General features: G+C 38.7%; 21 protein-coding genes. 6 read left to right on the forward strand and 15 right to left on the reverse strand.

Annotation, left to right across the window (positions count from 1 at the left end):
- Positions 1 to 64: 64 nt before the first annotated feature.
- Complete coding sequence (locus QZ738_RS14745; protein WP_293788505.1) at positions 65 to 1,321, reverse strand: prephenate dehydrogenase; 1,257 nt, start codon at positions 1,319 to 1,321, stop codon at positions 65 to 67.
- Positions 1,322 to 1,491: 170 nt separating this feature from the next.
- Between QZ738_RS14745 and QZ738_RS14750 the strand changes: the two genes are divergently transcribed.
- Positions 1,492 to 2,103: a hypothetical protein gene (locus QZ738_RS14750; protein ID WP_293788506.1), complete on the forward strand. Its 612-nt coding sequence runs from the start codon at positions 1,492 to 1,494 to the stop codon at positions 2,101 to 2,103.
- 526 nt (positions 2,104 to 2,629) lie between these two features.
- Here the strand turns inward: QZ738_RS14750 and dgt are convergent.
- Positions 2,630 to 3,973, reverse strand: a complete 1,344-nt coding sequence (gene dgt / locus QZ738_RS14755) for a dGTP triphosphohydrolase (protein ID WP_293788507.1) — start codon at positions 3,971 to 3,973, stop codon at positions 2,630 to 2,632.
- Positions 3,974 to 4,111: 138 nt separating this feature from the next.
- Between dgt and QZ738_RS14760 the strand changes: the two genes are divergently transcribed.
- On the forward strand, positions 4,112 to 4,759 hold the full coding sequence (locus QZ738_RS14760) for a hypothetical protein (protein WP_293788508.1): 648 nt from the start codon (positions 4,112 to 4,114) through the stop codon (positions 4,757 to 4,759).
- A gap of 108 nt (positions 4,760 to 4,867) precedes the next feature.
- Positions 4,868 to 5,230, forward strand: a complete 363-nt coding sequence (locus tag QZ738_RS14765; RefSeq protein WP_293788509.1) for a hypothetical protein — start codon at positions 4,868 to 4,870, stop codon at positions 5,228 to 5,230.
- Between the two features lie 377 nt (positions 5,231 to 5,607).
- Here the strand turns inward: QZ738_RS14765 and QZ738_RS14770 are convergent, their stop codons facing one another.
- The 6 genes from QZ738_RS14770 to rpsL all read right to left on the reverse strand — a co-directional run bounded on the left by QZ738_RS14770 (position 5,608) and on the right by rpsL (position 9,929).
- The gene (locus QZ738_RS14770; RefSeq protein WP_293788510.1) at positions 5,608 to 5,880 is read right to left on the reverse strand and encodes a hypothetical protein; all 273 of its coding nucleotides are present in this window, start codon (positions 5,878 to 5,880) and stop codon (positions 5,608 to 5,610) included.
- A 119-nt stretch (positions 5,881 to 5,999) separates the two neighbouring features.
- A complete protein-coding gene (locus tag QZ738_RS14775) occupies positions 6,000 to 6,245 on the reverse strand; it encodes a hypothetical protein (RefSeq protein WP_293788511.1) in 246 nt (81 codons plus the stop codon).
- A gap of 100 nt (positions 6,246 to 6,345) precedes the next feature.
- Positions 6,346 to 6,651: a 30S ribosomal protein S10 gene (rpsJ, locus tag QZ738_RS14780; RefSeq protein WP_008244591.1), complete on the reverse strand. Its 306-nt coding sequence runs from the start codon at positions 6,649 to 6,651 to the stop codon at positions 6,346 to 6,348.
- Between the two features lie 137 nt (positions 6,652 to 6,788).
- A complete protein-coding gene (fusA, locus tag QZ738_RS14785) occupies positions 6,789 to 8,903 on the reverse strand; it encodes an elongation factor G (protein ID WP_293788512.1) in 2,115 nt (704 codons plus the stop codon).
- A gap of 127 nt (positions 8,904 to 9,030) precedes the next feature.
- Positions 9,031 to 9,498, reverse strand: a complete 468-nt coding sequence (gene rpsG, locus QZ738_RS14790) for a 30S ribosomal protein S7 (RefSeq protein ID WP_025145241.1) — start codon at positions 9,496 to 9,498, stop codon at positions 9,031 to 9,033.
- 17 nt (positions 9,499 to 9,515) lie between these two features.
- Positions 9,516 to 9,929, reverse strand: a complete 414-nt coding sequence (gene rpsL, locus QZ738_RS14795; protein WP_010599925.1) for a 30S ribosomal protein S12 — start codon at positions 9,927 to 9,929, stop codon at positions 9,516 to 9,518.
- Between the two features lie 298 nt (positions 9,930 to 10,227).
- Here rpsL and QZ738_RS14800 point away from each other — a divergent pair, with 298 nt between their 5' ends.
- Entirely contained in the window at positions 10,228 to 10,776 is a 549-nt protein-coding gene (locus QZ738_RS14800) for a rhodanese-like domain-containing protein (RefSeq protein WP_293788513.1), read from the forward strand.
- 119 nt (positions 10,777 to 10,895) lie between these two features.
- On the opposite strand, the gene QZ738_RS14805 is transcribed toward QZ738_RS14800, so the two are convergent.
- From QZ738_RS14805 to QZ738_RS14835, 7 genes are all read right to left on the reverse strand, one after another.
- Entirely contained in the window at positions 10,896 to 11,066 is a 171-nt protein-coding gene (locus QZ738_RS14805) for a hypothetical protein (RefSeq protein WP_293788514.1), read from the reverse strand.
- A gap of 265 nt (positions 11,067 to 11,331) precedes the next feature.
- Complete coding sequence (locus QZ738_RS14810; protein ID WP_090984073.1) at positions 11,332 to 11,553, reverse strand: VF530 family DNA-binding protein; 222 nt, start codon at positions 11,551 to 11,553, stop codon at positions 11,332 to 11,334.
- Between the two features lie 9 nt (positions 11,554 to 11,562).
- Complete coding sequence (locus QZ738_RS14815) at positions 11,563 to 12,183, reverse strand: trans-aconitate 2-methyltransferase (RefSeq protein ID WP_293788515.1); 621 nt, start codon at positions 12,181 to 12,183, stop codon at positions 11,563 to 11,565.
- Positions 12,184 to 12,494: 311 nt separating this feature from the next.
- On the reverse strand, positions 12,495 to 12,764 hold the full coding sequence (locus QZ738_RS14820) for a Rid family hydrolase (protein ID WP_367268597.1): 270 nt from the start codon (positions 12,762 to 12,764) through the stop codon (positions 12,495 to 12,497).
- A 204-nt stretch (positions 12,765 to 12,968) separates the two neighbouring features.
- Positions 12,969 to 15,002, reverse strand: a complete 2,034-nt coding sequence (locus QZ738_RS14825; RefSeq protein ID WP_293788516.1) for a M1 family metallopeptidase — start codon at positions 15,000 to 15,002, stop codon at positions 12,969 to 12,971.
- A gap of 47 nt (positions 15,003 to 15,049) precedes the next feature.
- A complete protein-coding gene (locus QZ738_RS14830) occupies positions 15,050 to 15,790 on the reverse strand; it encodes a carboxypeptidase-like regulatory domain-containing protein (protein WP_293788517.1) in 741 nt (246 codons plus the stop codon).
- A 68-nt stretch (positions 15,791 to 15,858) separates the two neighbouring features.
- Positions 15,859 to 16,206, reverse strand: a complete 348-nt coding sequence (locus tag QZ738_RS14835; RefSeq protein ID WP_293788518.1) for a Spx/MgsR family RNA polymerase-binding regulatory protein — start codon at positions 16,204 to 16,206, stop codon at positions 15,859 to 15,861.
- A gap of 297 nt (positions 16,207 to 16,503) precedes the next feature.
- Between QZ738_RS14835 and QZ738_RS14840 the strand changes: the two genes are divergently transcribed.
- Both QZ738_RS14840 and QZ738_RS14845 read left to right on the forward strand, forming a co-directional pair.
- The gene (locus QZ738_RS14840) at positions 16,504 to 18,042 is read left to right on the forward strand and encodes a sensor histidine kinase (RefSeq protein ID WP_293788519.1); all 1,539 of its coding nucleotides are present in this window, start codon (positions 16,504 to 16,506) and stop codon (positions 18,040 to 18,042) included.
- A gap of 228 nt (positions 18,043 to 18,270) precedes the next feature.
- Complete coding sequence (locus QZ738_RS14845; RefSeq protein WP_293788520.1) at positions 18,271 to 18,945, forward strand: LytTR family DNA-binding domain-containing protein; 675 nt, start codon at positions 18,271 to 18,273, stop codon at positions 18,943 to 18,945.
- The last annotated feature ends 122 nt before the right edge of the window (positions 18,946 to 19,067 follow it).

The following is a 19,067-nucleotide window of genomic DNA, read 5'->3' on the forward strand; positions in this document are numbered from 1 at the left end:
ATGTGTGATGAAAATGGAAAAGGTTAAAATGGAAAACATAATGCCATCCATCTTACATTTTACATTACTTACCCAATCTCTTTATCATCTCGGCACTCAAATCCCTGCCATCATTCAGCCGGTTGGCAAAAAATGATTTGGCCGCTTCAAAATGTTCCTTGTAACCCTTCAAATCGCCGTAACCGATAATGGATGCCCACTCATGCACCGCGGTATGGAATTCGAGATCATCGCCACGGATTGATTTGTCATATAATGCCGTATGGATAGATTCTTCCAGCATAACCTCATTTTTAAAAAGGTATTCGGCAATGCCCAGCCTTAATTTGAAAGGCGGTGTCTGGCAGATCAGGTTATCGTAAGGATTTACACCCATTTTATACCAGGCATACACCATACTCAATAAACTAAGGTGCGAATTGGGTTTCTGTTTATGGTCCGCATCAGACAGGCTAAACTCTTTCATGATGTTATCATCCAGCAATAAAAGCGAACGGCTTTCATGGAAAACGAAATCGCGGGCCAGATAAATTTTCTCCCTGAATTCCTTTTCATTTTCACAGATCATCAGCTTAAACAGTTCAGACTCTGCCTGTGCATAATATTTAACCTGTTTTTGCGCATAAGGATTTAGAATGGCCAAACCGGCATAGATGTGCGATTTATAGCTAAAAATCCTTAGGGTAGTGAGAATCTTTACGTTATCAATTCCACCTGCATAAGCAGGATTATCCCAGGGAAAGAAACCGGCATTTTTCCAGGCAGAGCCCATGCTCTCAAAACCCATATGCGTTACCGCCTGCGTATCAGCCACAATACGGTCATGCTCGCGGTAATCATCCATCTCAATAATCTTCGATTTTAAAGATTGATAGACTTCCAATGCCTGTGCATAAACTTCATCGGTTGCGCGGTGACGCACCACTACAAGCGTTTGTCCTTCAGAGCTGAATGCCGGACCGTGCAAAGAATGGCAGGTTACAATCTGGGTATCCAGGGGAAGGTGTTTTTCAAAAGCAGCAATTTCGGGGTGTTTGACCGATGTTTGGCCCGAAACAATTGCACCATATTTGGTGGAGCGTGCAAAAGTTGCCACCACTTCATCAATTTTCTCGGCTTCAACGCAGTAAATGATAAAATCAGATTTACGTGCCACTTCATGGCCATCAATCAAAACCTCAATCCCTTTAGGTTCAAGCTCATTTTTTAAATCCGTAAAACGTAAAGGCATATCCGCCCCACATACCTTATAACCTGCGTTTACAAACGAAAGAGCATATAGTTTGCCCATATCGCCCATACCAATAATTCCTATTTGCATGAAACAAATGTAACCTATCGTAAATAAATTTATAATAAAAGTTAGATAAAATTGTTATTTAGAATGTTAAACCAAAATAATTTTATCGATTTGCCAAAATCTTAACCCATTTTACAGAGCGCAAAACGGATAAAAATGTAGTTTTACATGCTAATACCTATATTTAAACTATGCAAAAAATTAAACACACCTTATTGTTTTTAGGCGCTATGCTATTTTTAAACACTGCGTTTGCGCAAACCGCTCCCGACACTACAAAAAACACTGATCCTTCGCTAAATGGTCAGTATCAGTTCATGTTAAAAAAATCTAAAAGTTTGTATGGCGCGAAACTGATCAACCCAAACCGTTTATCCGCTTTGTGGAAAAGTGTGAATGATACACTGAAAAAGGAACGCAAAAAATTGCAGGAAGCCAGGCAGGAAATTAAAGCACAAGCCGGCAATATTTCAAGTTTAAAAGGCGAGGTTACCGGAAAAGAAAACTCACTGGCCAATGCTACAGCCTCGGTTAACGAAATTAAGTTTTTAGGAATTTCATTTAACAAGGGCACTTATAACACCATTGTCTGGACCATTATTATTGTGCTGGGCATTGGCTTGGCTTTTGTTATTTTTCAATCCGGAAAATTAAGACATGAGGCTAAGTACAGAACTGAACTTTACCAGGAAGTAGCCGACGAATTTCAGGCACATAAGGTAAAGGCAAAAGATAAAGAAATGAAACTGGCACGTGAACTACAGGACGAGAGAAATAAATGGGACGAAAGTAGAGGAAGATAACATATCATAGCGCTTCCGGAACCATGCGAAATAGTTTGAATTAGTGTAAGAAGGCAACACCTGACACCATTATACACTGATAAAAGGATTTGCTACCGGTGGTTTATCACACTTAGAAAAGTACATTTTTCCGTAAAAATGCGCTCAAAGCGAGATGCAAACCTTTTTATTCCAAATAGAAGAGAAGCACATGATGCCTTTGTAAAAACCATGACAAATGCTTTCTAAAAGATAAAAATTAAAAACCTGAACTCGATAATTATTCAACTAAAATACTGCCTTATAAACGACCCGTCTCCTACCGATTCATCTTGCTAAACTTGTTTTACAAATAGAAATAATATTTTCAATGGCCTTGTAGCTACATCGTGGTCAGCATCTTTTTAGCAGGGAAGACCCTGAAATGAATCCGGTTGCTATCGGATCAGAGTGACGGCATCTTAATCAAAAAATCCATATAAACTACCTGGAGGCAACTATTAATCGAATTCAGGTTAAAAGCAATATCAATTATCAAGTTAAAAAACTAGGTTTCAGAAGGGAACGATATTCCCTTGATATTCCGGTATAAATCTACAGCATAGAGGTCTGTCATTCCGGAAACAAAGTCTAGCACACTCTGTATAATAGAATAAATATCGGTCAAATCGGTATGATATTGTTTAGGAATAAGTTTAACCAGTTTTCTGTAATAGTGTGTATTGTTATGAATAAGTGCCGGAACAAACTCTTCCAGTAAACCGGCCATAATTTTATAACCCGCCACCTCTTTCTGTATTACTGAAGAGAAATTATATATACGCTCCACGGAAATTTTTTCTACCGCTTTCCAGGCCGAAATATAGGGTTCGGGCAGTAAATCAGTTAAGCTATAATTAAGATCACCCTTTAATAGCTTTTCTTGTTCGTTAAAGAATATCGCTGCACATTGATTTGTTAAGGTATTAATGGCTTTAGCACGCAGCAGACCAATTTTGGCATCATCATCTTCATAATCGTTTTTTAAACGTTCTTCTATAGTTGTTGAATTGGCAAAAGGCATGAGGTAACCTTTTACTTCTTCATAAGAAAGGATCTTGAGTCGATGCGCATCTTCAAGGTCGATGATGCTGTAACAGATGTCATCTGCAGCTTCTACCAGATAAACCAGAGGATGGCGTTTATAAATGAGGTACTCGCTGTCTTCTTTTGCCAGGCGAAGTTCGGTGGCAATCTTTTTGAAACTTTCCTCTTCCGATTGAAAGAAACCGTATTTTTTACGGTGCAGCAAACCTTTCTGTTTACCTACAATAGAAGCACAGGGATATTTAGCTATAGAGGCCAGGGTTGAATAGGTAAGCGCATACGCATCATTTCCCTTTCCTTTTAATGGATGCGTAAGGATCCGGATAGCATTGGCATTCCCTTCAAAATTAATTAAATCGTGCCATTGCGATTCACTCATCTCTTTCTGGTAAACCTTACCATCACCATCGGTAAAATAGCGCGAAATGGCTGCTTCTCCCGAATGTCCAAATGCCGGGTTGCCCAAATCATGCGCCAGTGCAGCAGCAGCTACAATATTACCTACTTCGTTAATTAAGGGAACATCTTTAGTGAGTTCTGGTTGATATTCTTCTATACTTTTAAGAAATATGTTTGCCATGGAACGGGCCACACTTGCCACTTCTAAACTATGTGTTAGGCGATTGTGTACAAAAACACTTCCAGGCAAAGGAAAAACCTGCGTTTTATTCTGCAACCTTCTAAATGGAGACGAAAAGATCAACCGGTCATAATCACGCTGAAAATCAGAACGTGCCCGATCTGTACTGGCACCATATTGCTCTTGTCCGTATCTTTTATTCGAAAGTAAGTATTTCCACTCCATTTATCACGCTGGCATTTAAAATCTGGCGCAAGTTAAACAAAACGCGAAAATGGTAAAGCATAATGCTTTAAGTAAAATTTGTATTACATCAATTAAAAGATATATCTATATTTGCGGCAAACAAACAAACAAACAACAATGAAGAAAATCTTATTAACGCTTGCAGTCTTATGCTGCTTTACGGTTTTGACTAAAGCACAATTTGAAGGCTCAAAACAAATCTTTGAAAGTCCGAAATTAAAGGATGCGATCAAAACACACAAAACTGTAGCTATTTTACCCTTTGCGGTAAAAATCTCTTACAGAAAACAACCCAAAAACTTTAGCGCTGAAGCGAATAAAAGTCAGGAAGAATCAATGGCCAGGTCTATCCAGGCAAGTATGTATACTTTTTTGCTGAGAAAAGCTTCAGACTATACCGTAACTTTTCAGGATGTTGACAAAACAAATATCCTGTTGAAAAAAGCTGGCGTTCTGGATAAGTTAGATGAAACAACCAAGGATGAATTAGCCAAGATACTTGGTGTTGATGCGGTGATTGGTGGTCGTTTCGAAACCGAGCAAACGAAATCAGAAGCCGGTGCTATTGCCTCGGCTGTTTTATTTGGGGGTTTTGGAGGAAAATCCGGAACAGGCACCATGTTCTTAACCATCAATAATGGATCAGACGGTGAATTGTTATGGCGTTTCTTTAAAACAATGGATGATAACATTATGAGTTCTACCGATGATATGGTGGAACGGATGATGCGGAAAATATCTCGGAATTTCCCTTATAGAAACTAAAACAGGAGGCAGATAGAAATATCTGCCTTTATTGTTTACCAGCTTTACTGATTGATTATAATCAAACCATTTAGCTTCTGCCCTGTTTATTGATAAAATGATACAGACATGAAAACGAGTATATACAACAAAAAGGAACATATGGAGGGATATGTAGGGTCAGGTGATGAGCAATCTGAAAAATCAGACGTGCAAAAAGCTTTAGAACAAGCCAATGATACAAATATAGTAACGAGTTACGGCAAAGAACCTGGTGAATTGATTAAAGGAAATCCTTCAGCGAGAGATGGCAGAGATAACTCTGGTACGCAAGGTAAAGATTCACTTAGTGATGATGCCTACAACAGCGTGGATAAAAACCCAACATTAAAGAGTGCTGAAAGTCATACCGGAAGTTCGTCTGAAGATTTTAAAACAAAGCCCGATATTAATGAAGCTGATGAAAACCACGCATTAAATACTGGCATTTAACACCATAAGATTACTAAAACAGCATTGAGTTTATCAGTAAGATTCAGGATATATGGATAAAACAATTAAGCCATAATAACGATTGTGATCATGTCTACCTTATGTTTTTGAATCACAACCAGATATCAATTAACATCTTAAAAAATTGACATATATCAATTCATTAAAACCATATCTCTTGCGTTTTGATGATAAGTTATTGAAATTAGCTCTGCCTTAGGATTCGCGACAAGCTAAAAATTAGAGAAGAACTATTAAGGGCTTTAGCTAGTTAATTGACACAATTCGGTTGTTGAATTCTAGATTACTTCCATCTACCGGGAAAGGCATAAACTTATAAAGGGATTGTCAATGAGGATAATCCCTTTATAATTAATTTACAGATCTTTTCCATGTAAACCTTTGTCGTCGTTCTTATTTCTGTTTCCTATATCTTCACCCTGACTTAAATTCGCATTATTCAGACTTCCATTTACGTCTTGATTAACATCATCCTCTGCGCTTTTGTGAGCGGCCCCGGGTTCATCCTTACGCTTAAAATCAGCCCTTTTATGCCCGTAAGTAGCTTCTCCGTTATCCCACTCTATATCCTCCTCATTGTGATTAATCTCCTCATTAGGATTAATATTATTATTTTCATGATTTTCCATAGCGATTGATTTTGTAGACACTCTTTTATAGGAACAATAGATACGACAGAAAGGTTTAATATTGAAACAATTATATACTCCAAGCCTTTGCTCTCTTCTATCGCCTTTAGTTAATTGTGCTAATTCACCCCTTTGCTTTGATCTATTGCTGTTTCACTATCCAAATCATCTTTCGTCAAACCATTTTCATCGCGGTGTTCCGGTGGGTTTTCCATCCTGCTTTCTTCCAAATCTGAAAAATCACTACCTTTCTGATTGGCTACTTCACCATGTGAAGAAGGCTTATCTTTCCCTTCTTCCTTAGGATCAGCAAAATCCTGTCCTTCAACAGGTAATGCTTCTTGCTCTTTATCTTTATTCATCATATCAGTACAACCAGCCAGCTCAAGTTTTGTTTTAGAATTCGGGCTATACAAAAAAAGGCCCCGATGTGCATCGGGACCTTTCCTGTTCTTTTAAAATCAGTTAAACTTTGATTTCAACTTCAACACCGCTAGGTAATTCAAGTTTCATTAATGCATCAACAGTTTTAGAGTTAGAGCTATAAATATCCAATAAACGTTTGTAAGCGCATAGTTGGAACTGCTCTCTAGCTTTTTTGTTTACGTGTGGAGAACGTAAAACAGTAAAGATTTTTTTCTCTGTAGGAAGTGGAATAGGACCACTCACCACTGCACCTGTAGGTTTAACAGTTTTTACAATTTTCTCAGCAGATTTATCTACTAAATTGTAATCGTAAGATTTTAACTTAATTCTGATTCTTTGGCTCATCTTATTTTTAATTATGGCTTCCTGTTAGAGCTATTAACAACAGAAACCGGATTTATCTTTAAAAAGGCGAATGGTTTAAGGTGTAAAGTTTAGGGCTTGAAAACCTTATACCTTACGCCCTTTACCTTATACCTTAATTAGTCTTCAGTTTTAATTCTTCCTTTAGATTTAGCTACCACTTCGTCCTGTACGTTTTTAGGCGCTGGCTCATAGTGGTCAAATTCCATTGTAGAAGTTGCACGGCCTGAAGTGATGGTACGTAACTGTGTTACATAACCAAACATTTCTGAAAGTGGCACCAATGCTTTGATTACCTGAGATCCGTTACGGGTATCCATACCTTGCAACTGACCACGACGACGGTTCATATCACCGATCACATCACCCATGTTTTCTTCAGGGGTTAAGATTTCGATTTTCATGATTGGCTCCATCAAAGCAGGTTTACATTTAGGTAAAGCCTCACGGTAAGCCATACGGGCTGCAAGCTCGAATGATAAAGCATCTGAATCGACTGCGTGGAATGAACCATCAATCAAACGTACTTTCATATCAGGAAGCGGATAACCAGCTAAAACACCATTTGCCATTGCAGATGCAAATCCTTTTTCTACTGAAGGGATGAACTCACGAGGAATAGCACCACCTACAATTTCGTTTACAAACTGCAAGCCACCTTTTTCAAAATCAGCATCAATCGGAGAAATCACCACTTTGATATCGGCAAATTTACCACGACCACCTGATTGTTTTTTATAAACTTCGCGGTGTTCTGAGGTACCGAAGATCGCCTCTTTGTAAGCTACTTGTGGTGCACCCTGGTTAACTTCTACTTTAAATTCGCGTTTTAAACGGTCAATTAAGATATCTAAGTGAAGCTCACCCATACCAGAGATAACCGTTTGGCCAGTTTCCTGATCAGTTTGTACCCTGAAAGTAGGATCTTCCTCTGCTAATTTACCTAACGCTAAACCTAATTTATCAACGTCAGCCTGAGTTTTGGGCTCAATAGCTAAACCGATAACCGGATCAGGGAATACCATTGATTCCAGAACAATTGGATTTTTCTCATCGCAAAGGGTATCACCAGTTTTGATATCTTTAAAACCTACTACCGCAGCAATATCACCAGCACCTACGTTAGGAATTGGATTTTGCTTGTTAGCGTGCATCTGGAAGATACGTGAAATACGCTCTTTGTTATTTGAACGGGTATTGTACACATATGAACCCGCCTCTAAGTTACCTGAATAAACACGGATAAAGCATAAACGACCTACGAAAGGGTCAGTTGCAATTTTAAATGCTAATGCTGCAAAAGGCTCTTGTTCAGATGGTTTTAATAAAACTTCCTGATCTGTATTCGGGTTAGTACCTACCACACCTTCAGAATCCAAAGGCGAAGGCAATAATTCCATCACATAATCCAACATGGTTTGTACACCTTTGTTTTTGAAAGATGAACCACAAACCATAGGAACAATTTTAGCATCCAATACAGCTGCACGTAAAGCATCTAAAATTTCGCGCTCAGTGATTGAGTTTGGATCTTCGAAGAATTTCTCCATCAAAGTCTCATCATAATCAGCAACTGATTCTAACAATTTCTCTCTCCACTCTGCAACCTCATCTAACATATCATCAGGAATTGGCACTTCAGTAAAGGTCATACCTTTATCGTGCTCATTCCAAACGATACCACGGTTGTTGATCAAATCAACCACACCTTTAAAGTTATCTTCAGAACCAATAGGTAATTGCAATGGAACTGCATTGCTACCTAACATATCTTTCACTTGCTTAACAACTTTTAAGAAGTCGGCACCAGAACGGTCCATTTTGTTAACAAAACCGATACGGGCAACATTGTAGTTGTTAGCTAAGCGCCAGTTGGTTTCTGATTGTGGCTCAACACCATCAACTGCAGAAAACAAGAATACCAAACCATCTAATACACGTAATGAACGGTTTACCTCTACGGTAAAATCTACGTGTCCAGGTGTATCGATAATGTTGATGTGGTATTTGCTACCACGGTAGTTCCAGTTTACGGTTGTAGCAGCAGAGGTAATAGTGATACCACGCTCTTGCTCTTGTGCCATCCAGTCCATTGTTGCGGCACCTTCGTGCACTTCACCAATTTTGTGACTAACACCAGCATAATAAAGGATACGCTCAGTAGTGGTCGTTTTACCAGCATCAATGTGAGCCGCAATTCCAATATTTCTTGTAAATTTTAAATCTCTTGCCATTATGTTTTTAGTATTGATTCCACCGATTTAAAAGATTTCACCGATTATTTTGTGTAATCGGTGAATTCAATTTTATCTGTGTAATCCTATAATAATCTGTGTAATCTTACTGGTCTGTTAATTCTAATTAGAACCTGAAGTGAGAGAACGCTTTGTTAGCCTCAGCCATTTTGTGCGTATCCTCTTTCTTTTTAACAGCAGCACCTTCACCCTTAGCAGCAGCTACGATTTCACCAGCTAATTTTTCTTTCATCGTTTTTTCACCACGACGACGAGCATATAAAATTAACCATTTCATACCTAAAGCTGTTTTACGCTCTGGTCTAACCTCAGTTGGAACCTGGAAGTTGGCACCACCAACACGACGGGATTTAACCTCTACAGCTGGCATAATGTTAGTTAATGCACGTTTGAACACCTCTAAACCGTTTTCACCTGCTTTTTTCTCCGCAATTTCAACAGCATCGTAAAAAATGGAGTAAGCGATAGATTTTTTTCCATCGTACATCATGTTGTTTACAAAACGGGTTACCTGAACATCATTAAATTTTGGATCAGGAAGAATAATTCTCTTTTTTGGTTTTGACTTTCTCATTTCTTATTTCCTCCCGATTATTTTTTCTTTCCTTTTGCAGGTGCGGCAGCTGCCTGACCTGGTTTAGGACGTTTAGTACCATATTTAGAACGACGTTGGTTACGACCAGCCACGCCTGATGTATCTAACGCACCACGAATGATGTGGTAACGTACACCTGGTAAATCTTTAACACGACCACCACGGATCAATACGATGGAGTGCTCCTGTAAGTTGTGACCTTCTCCAGGGATGTAAGCATTCACCTCTTTACCGTTCGTTAAACGAACACGGGCTACTTTACGCATTGCTGAGTTTGGTTTTTTAGGGGTAGTGGTGTACACACGTGTACATACACCTCTTCGCTGTGGACAGCTGTCCAACGCTGGAGACTTACTCTTGAACTCCAGTGCTACTCTACCTTTTCTAACTAATTGTTGAATGGTTGGCATTGTGCTTTTTTATGTTTTTTATTTAAAAAATTTACCGCTCCCCCGGCATCCTTACAGATAGCCCATAAAACGGACTGCAAAAGTAGAACAATTCTTTTTAAAAATCAAGGGGTTAGCATAAAAAGTTTTAAGTTGGCAATTGTTGGTTTTCAGTTGATGGTTAAGGTTTTGCCGTCGAGTCTGCAGTTAAGACTTTCTAGTCAACAGCTCACGCTTCAAGTTCTCTATGACAAATACTTAATTGTTTTATATGCCGTTATGTAAAACTCATTATCTTTATTAAAAACCAATCTAAAAAATGAAGCTAATCGTCATCACAATCATGCTTTGCAACCTTGCAATTCTATGTAATGCACAAACCACACCTCCTAAAAGAAAGGCTAACGTAGATTTTGAGGCTTATGAAAAACTTATACCAAAGGTTAAAGCACACCGTAAAAATAAGCTGGTTGATCTCCCCACATTTCTGAAAATGGCGGGAGAGAAAGGCACGGTTATTTTAGATACCCGTTCAGATAGCCTTTTTAAAAGAAAGCATATTAAAGGGGCGATACATTTAAATTTTGCTGATTTTACACAGCAAAACCTGTTAAAGATTATTCCCCATGCAGAGGTCAGAATACTAATCTACTGCAATAATAATTTTATTGATGATCAGGTAAATTTCGCCAGCAAAGAAGTTGTGCCTGATTTGATAAAGAAAAAAATAGCACCCATTTCATTGGCCTTAAATATCCCTACATATATTAATCTATATGGTTATGGCTATAGAAATGTATACGAGCTTTCTGAATTGGTAAGCACAAATGATAAAAGAGTAACCTTTGAAGGAACGAATAGCCGATAGTGGTCAATACTTATTAAAAGAGACTGATTCCGGGACTGAAACACATAACCTAAGTCAATTCATTATTGTCCAGACGATATAAAAAAAGTCTTCCAGTTTTACCTGAAAGACTTTCCTTATTAAACTTTGGCTACTTTGTGTGTGTGTTTATGATGATGATGTTTTTGATGACTTTTTTTAGTCTGTGATTTTTCTGTAGTTGGTTTTGCATGCGCTACAGTTTTTGCATTAACGGTTGCGAAGGTAAACATGGCTAATAAAGCGATGCTTAAAACTTTAATTGCTTTCATTTTCAAGTGGATTTAATAATGAATAAACCTTGTTATTTTGTTGATTTAAATCTCGAAAATCAAAATGAAGATTTTATGAACTATGGTCAGTCAAATTTAAAAGTATAATGGGCCTTTTCCTGCTCAAAATATTTAGAAATAATATTCCCGTTCAAGAGGGTTTTATTATGATGACGGTCCAAGTAAAGTTTGCAAAGGAAATGATTGAATGAGCGAATATTGGATTAGACTAGATTATTTTATCCTGCTAAACTCACTTATTCCATCATTTATTAAAAGTGTCTAGGTATAAATCTTCTACTTTTTTTCTTGCCCAGGGCATACGTCTTAAAAATTTCAAGCTCGATTTGATGGATTGATTGTTATTAAAACAATCGATCCTGATTAACGATCCCAATTTCTCCCAGCCATAATGTGCATGGAGGTCAGTTACTATTTTCTCTAAAGTGATACCGTGTAAGGGGTTGTTCTTTTGCTGTTCGGCCATGGAACAAAGTTAAAGGAATTTATTGGGTTTGTGCTTTGCCATCCAAACATTTGCGCCACCGCAATCAGGATCGTTTACTTTGTGTTTGAGCAACTCAAATTGGTTTTCCTGTAATAAATTCTGATATTCAGCAGTAGCTAAAGAAGCATGAAAAAGATTTTCGCCCCCGTTCAGCCCCCATACTTCTCCCCGTTCCGTTCCGGATGTAAACAGTAAAATACCGCCGGCCTTTAAGTGATGCTTAAAAATGGTAAACATATTCGGTTGGTCATCAGCCGGAAGATGAAAAAGACTATGCCAGGCAATAATCGCATCAAATTTTTCATCAAGATCCAGTTCTCGCATATCCTTAATCAGAAACCTCACTGCTGGGAAGTTGGCCCTGGCCAATTCGATCATTTGCGTACTGGCATCAACGCCTAAAACATTTATACCATGGTTAATGAAATATTCCAGTATCGGCTTCCCATTACCACAGCCCAGGTCCAAAACCTTTGCATCCGCCGGAAGGTATCCGAGAATATCATCTAAGTAAGCTTTTTCCACCAAATCGGCATAACGATTTTCAGCAAACCAACGCCCAATTTTATTGTAAACCTTATAAACGTTTTTGCGCTCTCCTTTTTCCATCCTTAAAATTCCGATTAATGTTAGTGTAGAGATTTAAAACATCCAGCAGTTAGCGATGCCTTTGCAACACTAAGTTAATCATATTTCTATTTTTTTGGAAACGAACGTGCAGTGGCGCTTGGCCATTGTAGCCCCGCCATTCGCTTTATTCCGATGAAAAATCGGAATGCCCGCTGCTGTCAGGTTTATGATGAAAAGCCTGTCCAGCATACCGCAAAATAACAAGCTACGTTTCCAAAATATAATTTCAACCTGATTTAGAAATTAGCCAATGGCCGTAGCGTCAATCTCGATCAACATGCCGTTTAAGGCTACTCTCGGACTGGAATAAGTGTATTTACGGGAAATCGCTGATCAGGCCATATCTTAATCGATTCTTCGATCAACACCTCGTGCTTCTCCTCATCGTAATCGACCACCAAAGTGGTTAACTTAGCGATGTTCTCCATTTTTAAGCCTCTGCTGGCTAATGCAATGGCAATGTTTTCAAATACGATGGCAACCTGGGTCCTGAAATTGCGACTTAAAACACCATCGCTTTTGCTCCTCCCTGACCCGCAATAAATACCAGTTAACTCCAGACCGGAACGGCAGCAACATGCGAATAGCCATCTGGTCGGGGATCAGAAATAACTTCAGGATTGTTTATTTCTATAAGAGAAGTGCCAAGTTGGTATAATTTTGATGCTACACCAACTGATATCCGAAATTTAACCGTCGGTGCTTTGCAAAAAAAAACCTCCTGATCTTTAAAATCAGGAGGTCTGGAATGATTTAATGTGCGCTTAGTTTCCCGCGGCCGTCCAGGTATCGTTATCCGGATTTGAATCTGGCAATACTTTATCCGGATCTAAAGTAACGGATTCAATTTCTTCAGTTGTTGGGAAACGAACTAACCAACTGGTATTTTTCATCCAAACATCAACGGGAACTTTCACGGTCTCCGTTTTTCCACTTTTGGTTTTGATCTGAAGAATAATTGGCATCGGCATTTTTTCCAGGTTCACCACTCTGATATTATAGCTTACCAGTTTCCCGTCTTGCTTAACAGCCTCAACACCAGCGATACCCTGATCCATTTTCCAGCTATTTAACCACCAGCTTCTCCAGAACCAGGCTAAATCTTCTCCTGCCCCATTTTCCATCGAACGGAAGAAATCAAATGGTGTTGGGTGTTTAAACGCCCAGTTTTTGATGTATTGGCGAAAAGCATAATCAAAACGGTCTTCCCCTAAAATCTGGTTTCTCAAAATGTCAAGTCCCCAACCTGGTTTGCTGTATAGGTTAACGCCGATGTTTCTTTCGGCCATCCCATCAGGCATTTGCATAATATTTTCGTAAATCGGGTTACCGATCACACTTCTGCCGATCCTGTGTAAATCAGCCGGAGGACTGGCGTATTCGCCATTATTAAAATTTTTCTTCGAAATGCCATTAATGAAAGTATTGAAACCTTCATCCATCCAACCATATTTACGCTCGTTGGATCCCACAATCATTGGAAACCAGGTATGGCCAAATTCATGATCGATTACGCCCCATGCGCTGGCTTTTTTTGCCTTCCAGCCACAGAAAACAATGCCCGGATATTCCATGCCACCAATATTAGTGGCTACATTAACAGCCATTGGATATGGGTATTCGAACCATTTTGATGAATAATGCTCGATAGTGGTTTTTACATATTCCACACCACGACCATAAGAATCGACTCCATTGCTCTCTACTGGTTGTGCAGAAACCGCTAAACCTGTTTTACCACTTGGCAATTTATACCTTGCAGCATCCAATACAAATGCTTTTGACGAAGCCCAGGCCGCATCGCGTGCATTAATGATTTTAAACTTCCAGGTTAATTTATCTTTAGCCGGACGTGATTTTGGATCGGTTACCTCTGCTTCGCTACGGATGTGTACAGTAGCATCACTTTGTTTAGCCGCATTCCATCTTTTTAACTGCTCCGGTGTAAAAACTTCGGCAGGGTTTAACAATTCACCAGAACCCATTACGATATGGCTGGCAGGCGCAGTAATGGCAAAGTTGATATCGCCGTATTCGCAATAAAACTCACCACCTCCCCAATAAGGCAAAGTATTCCAGCCAATTACATCGTCATACACACACATGCGTGGAAACCACTGTGCAATGGCAAAAATTTCGCCGTTTTTGGTGGTTAAATGTCCGGTTCTATCCGATCCTTCTTTAGGTACGATATACGAATAATCCATTTTGATGGTCACCAAATCGCCATTCGGGGCCAAAGGCTGATCTAATCGGATCTGCATACGGGTATCCTCAACTATGGAGGTAAATTTTACTGCACCTGCTTTTTGCGCTACACTAATGTTCTGGATTTTATATCCGCCATCAAACTTTTCACCCTGCGCGCCATAACGGCTGCGTGATGGGGTAATGGCGTAACCGCGTGAAGTTTCTTTAAAGGTATTTTGATCTAACTGCAACCATAGATAGGGCAATTTATCGGGGCTATTGTTTTTATAAGTAATCGTAACGGTTCCACTCACCATGTTTTTGGTTTCATCCAGATTGGCAGTAATGTTATAATCAACCCGGTTTTGCCAATATTTCGGACCTGGTGCACCATTGGCAGAACGAAACTCATTCCCGTTTTGTGTATAAAATAGTGGTCCAAACGCTTCAGCAGGATTATAGTTGGTTGCTGGTGCAGGGGGTGTAGTCTGTTGAGCCGATGCAGAAAAAGCAAAAACACAACAAACTAAGCCAAAGTTAATCAGTTTAGTCAATTTCATGATGATAATAAGATTGTAATCGGCGGTAAATATAAAAAATAACCACATATAGATTTACATGTGTTTAATAATGTTACCAATAGCAATATGTGATGTTAATTCGCTTTCAACTTTGGAAGATCCTGGAGTTTTCTCTCCTGAGGCGTTAATTTATTCCAGGAGGCAAAGGCCCGTGAAATATAAAAAGCATAGCGGAATGGCCTTTCGCCCTTTACAGCCTCGATTGAAGGCCTATAAATGATCATAAAGTTTTTAAGCTCCTCACCTTCCAGTTTAGTCAGATCGGTAATGGCCTTTGGGGTAAAATTTTCATCTATTTCATCCTGATACATTTCTCTTTCTTCCAAATCTGCTTCTTTGCGCTGTTGCCTCTTATATTTACCATAACCAAGATTTAGACTCAAACCCCCAACTTTATCAGTCATGCGTTTACGGTTCAGGTTTCCGCCCGTACTCAATAGCGTATATTTCTCAGCTAACGGATCTTTAGCATCCGTAATCTGACTATTCATCCTTACTGCGGTGATATCCACATCTTTTAAGCTATTCGTTTTAGCGGGTAAATATATGGTTCTGTTCAAAAGGTTGGTCAGGTATAGCGTATCGGTGTGATAGCCTACGGCAGAAAACTCTAAAAGATCTCCAATATTGGCACTTATCGTATACTTTCCATCTTTATTTGTACTGGTTGATTTTTTACTGTTCAGGTTTCTGATACTAACACCAGGAAGAGAAAGGTTTTTTTTCGAAAAATCGAAAACTGTACCAGTAGTTACCGCTTGTGCGAAAGTACCCAGGGGCAATGCCAGCAATAGAAAAATGATCAGTTTGTACATACTCAAAAGTAACTTAGTTCAACAATTAAACACTGCATTTAACAATCTTTAACATTAGAACAACTGAATCAGGCTAGTGTTTTTAAATAATTTTCATCGTCAAATCCAATTAAGACAGCCTTGTTGTTTTGCTCAACAACCGGACGTTTTATTGCACTGGTATTTTCTTTTAAATAAGCAATTGCCGAATCCTGGTTATCAATTTTGGCTTGCTCTTCTTTAGTTAATTTTTTCCAGGTTAAACCTTTTCGGTTTAATACCGTTTCCCAGCCGAAAGTGTTACACCACTCGTTTAATTTTTCAATGGTGATGCCCTTTTTCTTAAAGTCATGAAACTCAAAGTCAACCTGATGTGCTTTTAGCCAATCAAGCGCCTTTTTTACTGTATTGCAATTTGGAATTCCGTAAACGGTCATATTGAATAATATAAGATGGAAAATGTTATATGGATAATAGAGAAACAAATCCGGCTATCCGTTTCAAAGATAGTAAAATTGTTTATCCATAAAATGTTTGAATCAGGAGCAGGCAGGTACCGGAGATTGGATGTCAGGAACAGTCAGGTAACATCTGACTGCACAATTATCGGATTGCCTAACTGATCTTAAAATCCTGCAATCCTATTCATTCGTCACATTTTTAGCGCCATCCATCACATTTTAATAATCGGTATAAATTCTCTTTGTAAAATTGTGCCATTAATTTAGAACAAAATGGAAATTCTTTCAGATCATTCATCTGCTATCAGATCTAAAAATATCAACCAGCTGGAGTTTTGGATCTCTACCACATTATACATCCTGGCTTTGATCAGTATTTGCACAAAAATCAATTACGGACCCGGAAACTCCTATCATTACGCTGACAATGGTGTTAATTATAACGTTCTTCAAAATTTTTTCCTTCCGGAGGTATTTAAAATTACCATGCTTTACTTTAGTTTTCTGGTATTCAATTTTGTTTCAATGCCCCAATTGGCAAGGAAGCAAAATATGATCATGAACCTGATCATTACTGTAGCGGTTACTGCTTTCTCTATCATTGGCTGGATGGTAGCCAATACCTATGCCCAACCACACAGGTTAATAGAATATGACAATATCGATCAGGCCTACGGCGTATTCTTTGGAGAAGCATTCAGTTATATCTTTTTTCTTTATCTGCTTATCAATGCCTATTCTTATTTTAATGAACGCGGATTAGTATTGTTAAACCGGATTTCTTTTTTAAAGCAATACAGTAACAACATCGTTCCGGAAATTTTTACCTCGACTAAAATCTGGTTGATTTCGCTCCTGGTGTTTGCTGCCGTGCTTTCGTTAAGGATTGATTATGAATTATTGATTATCTGGCTATTGGTACCACCGGTAAATATTTTCTTTGCCTTTCTTTCTATTTATTACATCATTCCAAATCTTCGCAAAAATTTCAAAGGTTTTGGCCGGTATTTCTGGGGCAACGTAGGTATAACCATTATCATTTCACTTTTGCTCTTGCTGGTTCTGATTCCTTTTATGCGCAATGGCGCGGTTGTTCCCATTACCTTAACATTAAATCTAATCTGTTTAATCTGTATCACCACGCCATCTGCCTGGTATGTTTACAAACATAAATTTGAAAAACTGAGCGAGATACAAATGCTTAAAACAGAGCTAGGCAAATCTGACGCCAGCCTGAATTTCTTAAAATCACAAATCAATCCACACTTTTTATTCAATGCCTTAAATACATTATTTGGAACTGCTTTGCAGGAAAATGCAGAAAGAACCGGCGAGGGTATACAAAAACTGGGCGATATGATGCGTTTTATGCTCCATGAAAATACACTGGATAAAATTTCGCTCACCCGTGAAGTAGAATATCTCAACAATTATATCGATCTGCAAAAACTCCGTACCTCGCGTTCTGCTGATATCAGGATTGATACGCATATTGAAGAACAGTTAAACAACCTTCAGATTACACCCATGTTATTAATCCCGTTTATCGAAAATGCATTTAAACATGGAATTAGCTTACAACAACCCTCTTACATCAAAATTACCCTGCAAACTAAAGAAAGCACCTTGTATTTTGATGTAAGCAACAGCATATACATTAAAGCCGACAATGATCCTGAGAAGCTAAAAAGCGGCATCGGACTTGAAAATGTTAAACAACGTTTATCATTGCTCTATTATGGAAAACATGAACTGATTATCCGCGAAAGTGCAAATGAGTTTTTTATTCATTTAACTTTGCAGTTGGATTAGTGATAAGTATCTCTCGGAAATCAAATAAAAAGTAAATAATTTAAATTGATAAATTTGTGCGATTCGTCACTTCGACTGGAGCGCAGCGTAATGCCTGCCCGTACAGGCGGGGAGAAATCTTTGGTCTCAGTTTAAAAGATTTCTCCGCTACGGTCGAAATGACGATCGCCTTTGAGCTAACAGAGATATTCCCTTCGTTAGCATAAAAGAAGAGATAAAACACACAAAATGATTGCCATTGCTATAGATGATGAACCGATTGCATTAGATATTATAAAATCGCATGCCTCTAAAGTTCCGTTTATTATTTTACAGGAAACCTTTACAGATGCTTTTGCAGCCATTACCTATCTTCAGCATAATCAGGTTGACCTGATTTTCCTCGACATTAAAATGCCCGATATCAGCGGTATCGATTTTTTAAAGAGCCTGAGCAAGCCGCCAATGGTCATTTTCACTACAGCATATACCGAACATGCGGTGCAAAGTTTCGAACTGGATGCGGTTGATTACCTGTTGAAACCTTTTTCACTTCCTCGTTTTTTAAAAGCATGCAATAAAGCACACGAACTGCTTAACCTGCGAAACGGAAAAAAGATGATAAAAGACGACCACATTTTCGTAAAAGATGGTTATGAGCAGATAAAAGTAGCACTGGATGAAATTTTATACATTGAAGCTTCAGGTAATTACACTCAGATCCAGCTTAAAAGCAAACTGCTAAGCTCCCGCATTACCATTAACGATCTGGCCGATCTGCTGCCGAAGCCAGATTTTATCCGCTGTCATCGGGCTTTTATCATCGCCAAAAATAAAATATCCAAATTTGACCGCAGCCAAATCTGGATTGGAGAAAAAATTATTCCGATCGGCGCTACTTATAGCGGAATACAACTTACGTAATGCGATTTAAAACTCAAAGGCTTAAAGCACTGAGAATTTTACAACAGCAATACAGAATGCAAACCATTGTAAAGTAAACCTGATCGCAGCGTAAAACACGAAGGTGAGGCACGAACCGAGGC

The organism is uncultured Pedobacter sp. (assembly GCF_913776295.1).
Lineage (GTDB): Bacteria > Bacteroidota > Bacteroidia > Sphingobacteriales > Sphingobacteriaceae > Pedobacter.

Bases quoted from the DNA above. Each gene is read 5' to 3' on its own strand.
- QZ738_RS14745 (WP_293788505.1), bottom strand. From the start codon at position 1,321: ATGCAAATAGGAATTATTGGTATGGGCGATATGGGCAAACTATATGCT.
- QZ738_RS14750 (WP_293788506.1), top strand. From the start codon at position 1,492: ATGCAAAAAATTAAACACACCTTATTGTTTTTAGGCGCTATGCTATTT.
- dgt (WP_293788507.1), bottom strand. From the start codon at position 3,973: ATGGAGTGGAAATACTTACTTTCGAATAAAAGATACGGACAAGAGCAA.
- QZ738_RS14760 (WP_293788508.1), top strand. From the start codon at position 4,112: ATGAAGAAAATCTTATTAACGCTTGCAGTCTTATGCTGCTTTACGGTT.
- QZ738_RS14765 (WP_293788509.1), top strand. From the start codon at position 4,868: ATGAAAACGAGTATATACAACAAAAAGGAACATATGGAGGGATATGTA.
- QZ738_RS14770 (WP_293788510.1), bottom strand. From the start codon at position 5,880: ATGGAAAATCATGAAAATAATAATATTAATCCTAATGAGGAGATTAAT.
- QZ738_RS14775 (WP_293788511.1), bottom strand. From the start codon at position 6,245: ATGATGAATAAAGATAAAGAGCAAGAAGCATTACCTGTTGAAGGACAG.
- rpsJ (WP_008244591.1), bottom strand. From the start codon at position 6,651: ATGAGCCAAAGAATCAGAATTAAGTTAAAATCTTACGATTACAATTTA.
- fusA (WP_293788512.1), bottom strand. From the start codon at position 8,903: ATGGCAAGAGATTTAAAATTTACAAGAAATATTGGAATTGCGGCTCAC.
- rpsG (WP_025145241.1), bottom strand. From the start codon at position 9,498: ATGAGAAAGTCAAAACCAAAAAAGAGAATTATTCTTCCTGATCCAAAA.
- rpsL (WP_010599925.1), bottom strand. From the start codon at position 9,929: ATGCCAACCATTCAACAATTAGTTAGAAAAGGTAGAGTAGCACTGGAG.
- QZ738_RS14800 (WP_293788513.1), top strand. From the start codon at position 10,228: ATGAAGCTAATCGTCATCACAATCATGCTTTGCAACCTTGCAATTCTA.
- QZ738_RS14805 (WP_293788514.1), bottom strand. From the start codon at position 11,066: ATGAAAGCAATTAAAGTTTTAAGCATCGCTTTATTAGCCATGTTTACC.
- QZ738_RS14810 (WP_090984073.1), bottom strand. From the start codon at position 11,553: ATGGCCGAACAGCAAAAGAACAACCCCTTACACGGTATCACTTTAGAG.
- QZ738_RS14815 (WP_293788515.1), bottom strand. From the start codon at position 12,183: ATGGAAAAAGGAGAGCGCAAAAACGTTTATAAGGTTTACAATAAAATT.
- QZ738_RS14825 (WP_293788516.1), bottom strand. From the start codon at position 15,002: ATGTGGTTATTTTTTATATTTACCGCCGATTACAATCTTATTATCATC.
- QZ738_RS14830 (WP_293788517.1), bottom strand. From the start codon at position 15,790: ATGTACAAACTGATCATTTTTCTATTGCTGGCATTGCCCCTGGGTACT.
- QZ738_RS14835 (WP_293788518.1), bottom strand. From the start codon at position 16,206: ATGACCGTTTACGGAATTCCAAATTGCAATACAGTAAAAAAGGCGCTT.
- QZ738_RS14840 (WP_293788519.1), top strand. From the start codon at position 16,504: ATGGAAATTCTTTCAGATCATTCATCTGCTATCAGATCTAAAAATATC.
- QZ738_RS14845 (WP_293788520.1), top strand. From the start codon at position 18,271: ATGATTGCCATTGCTATAGATGATGAACCGATTGCATTAGATATTATA.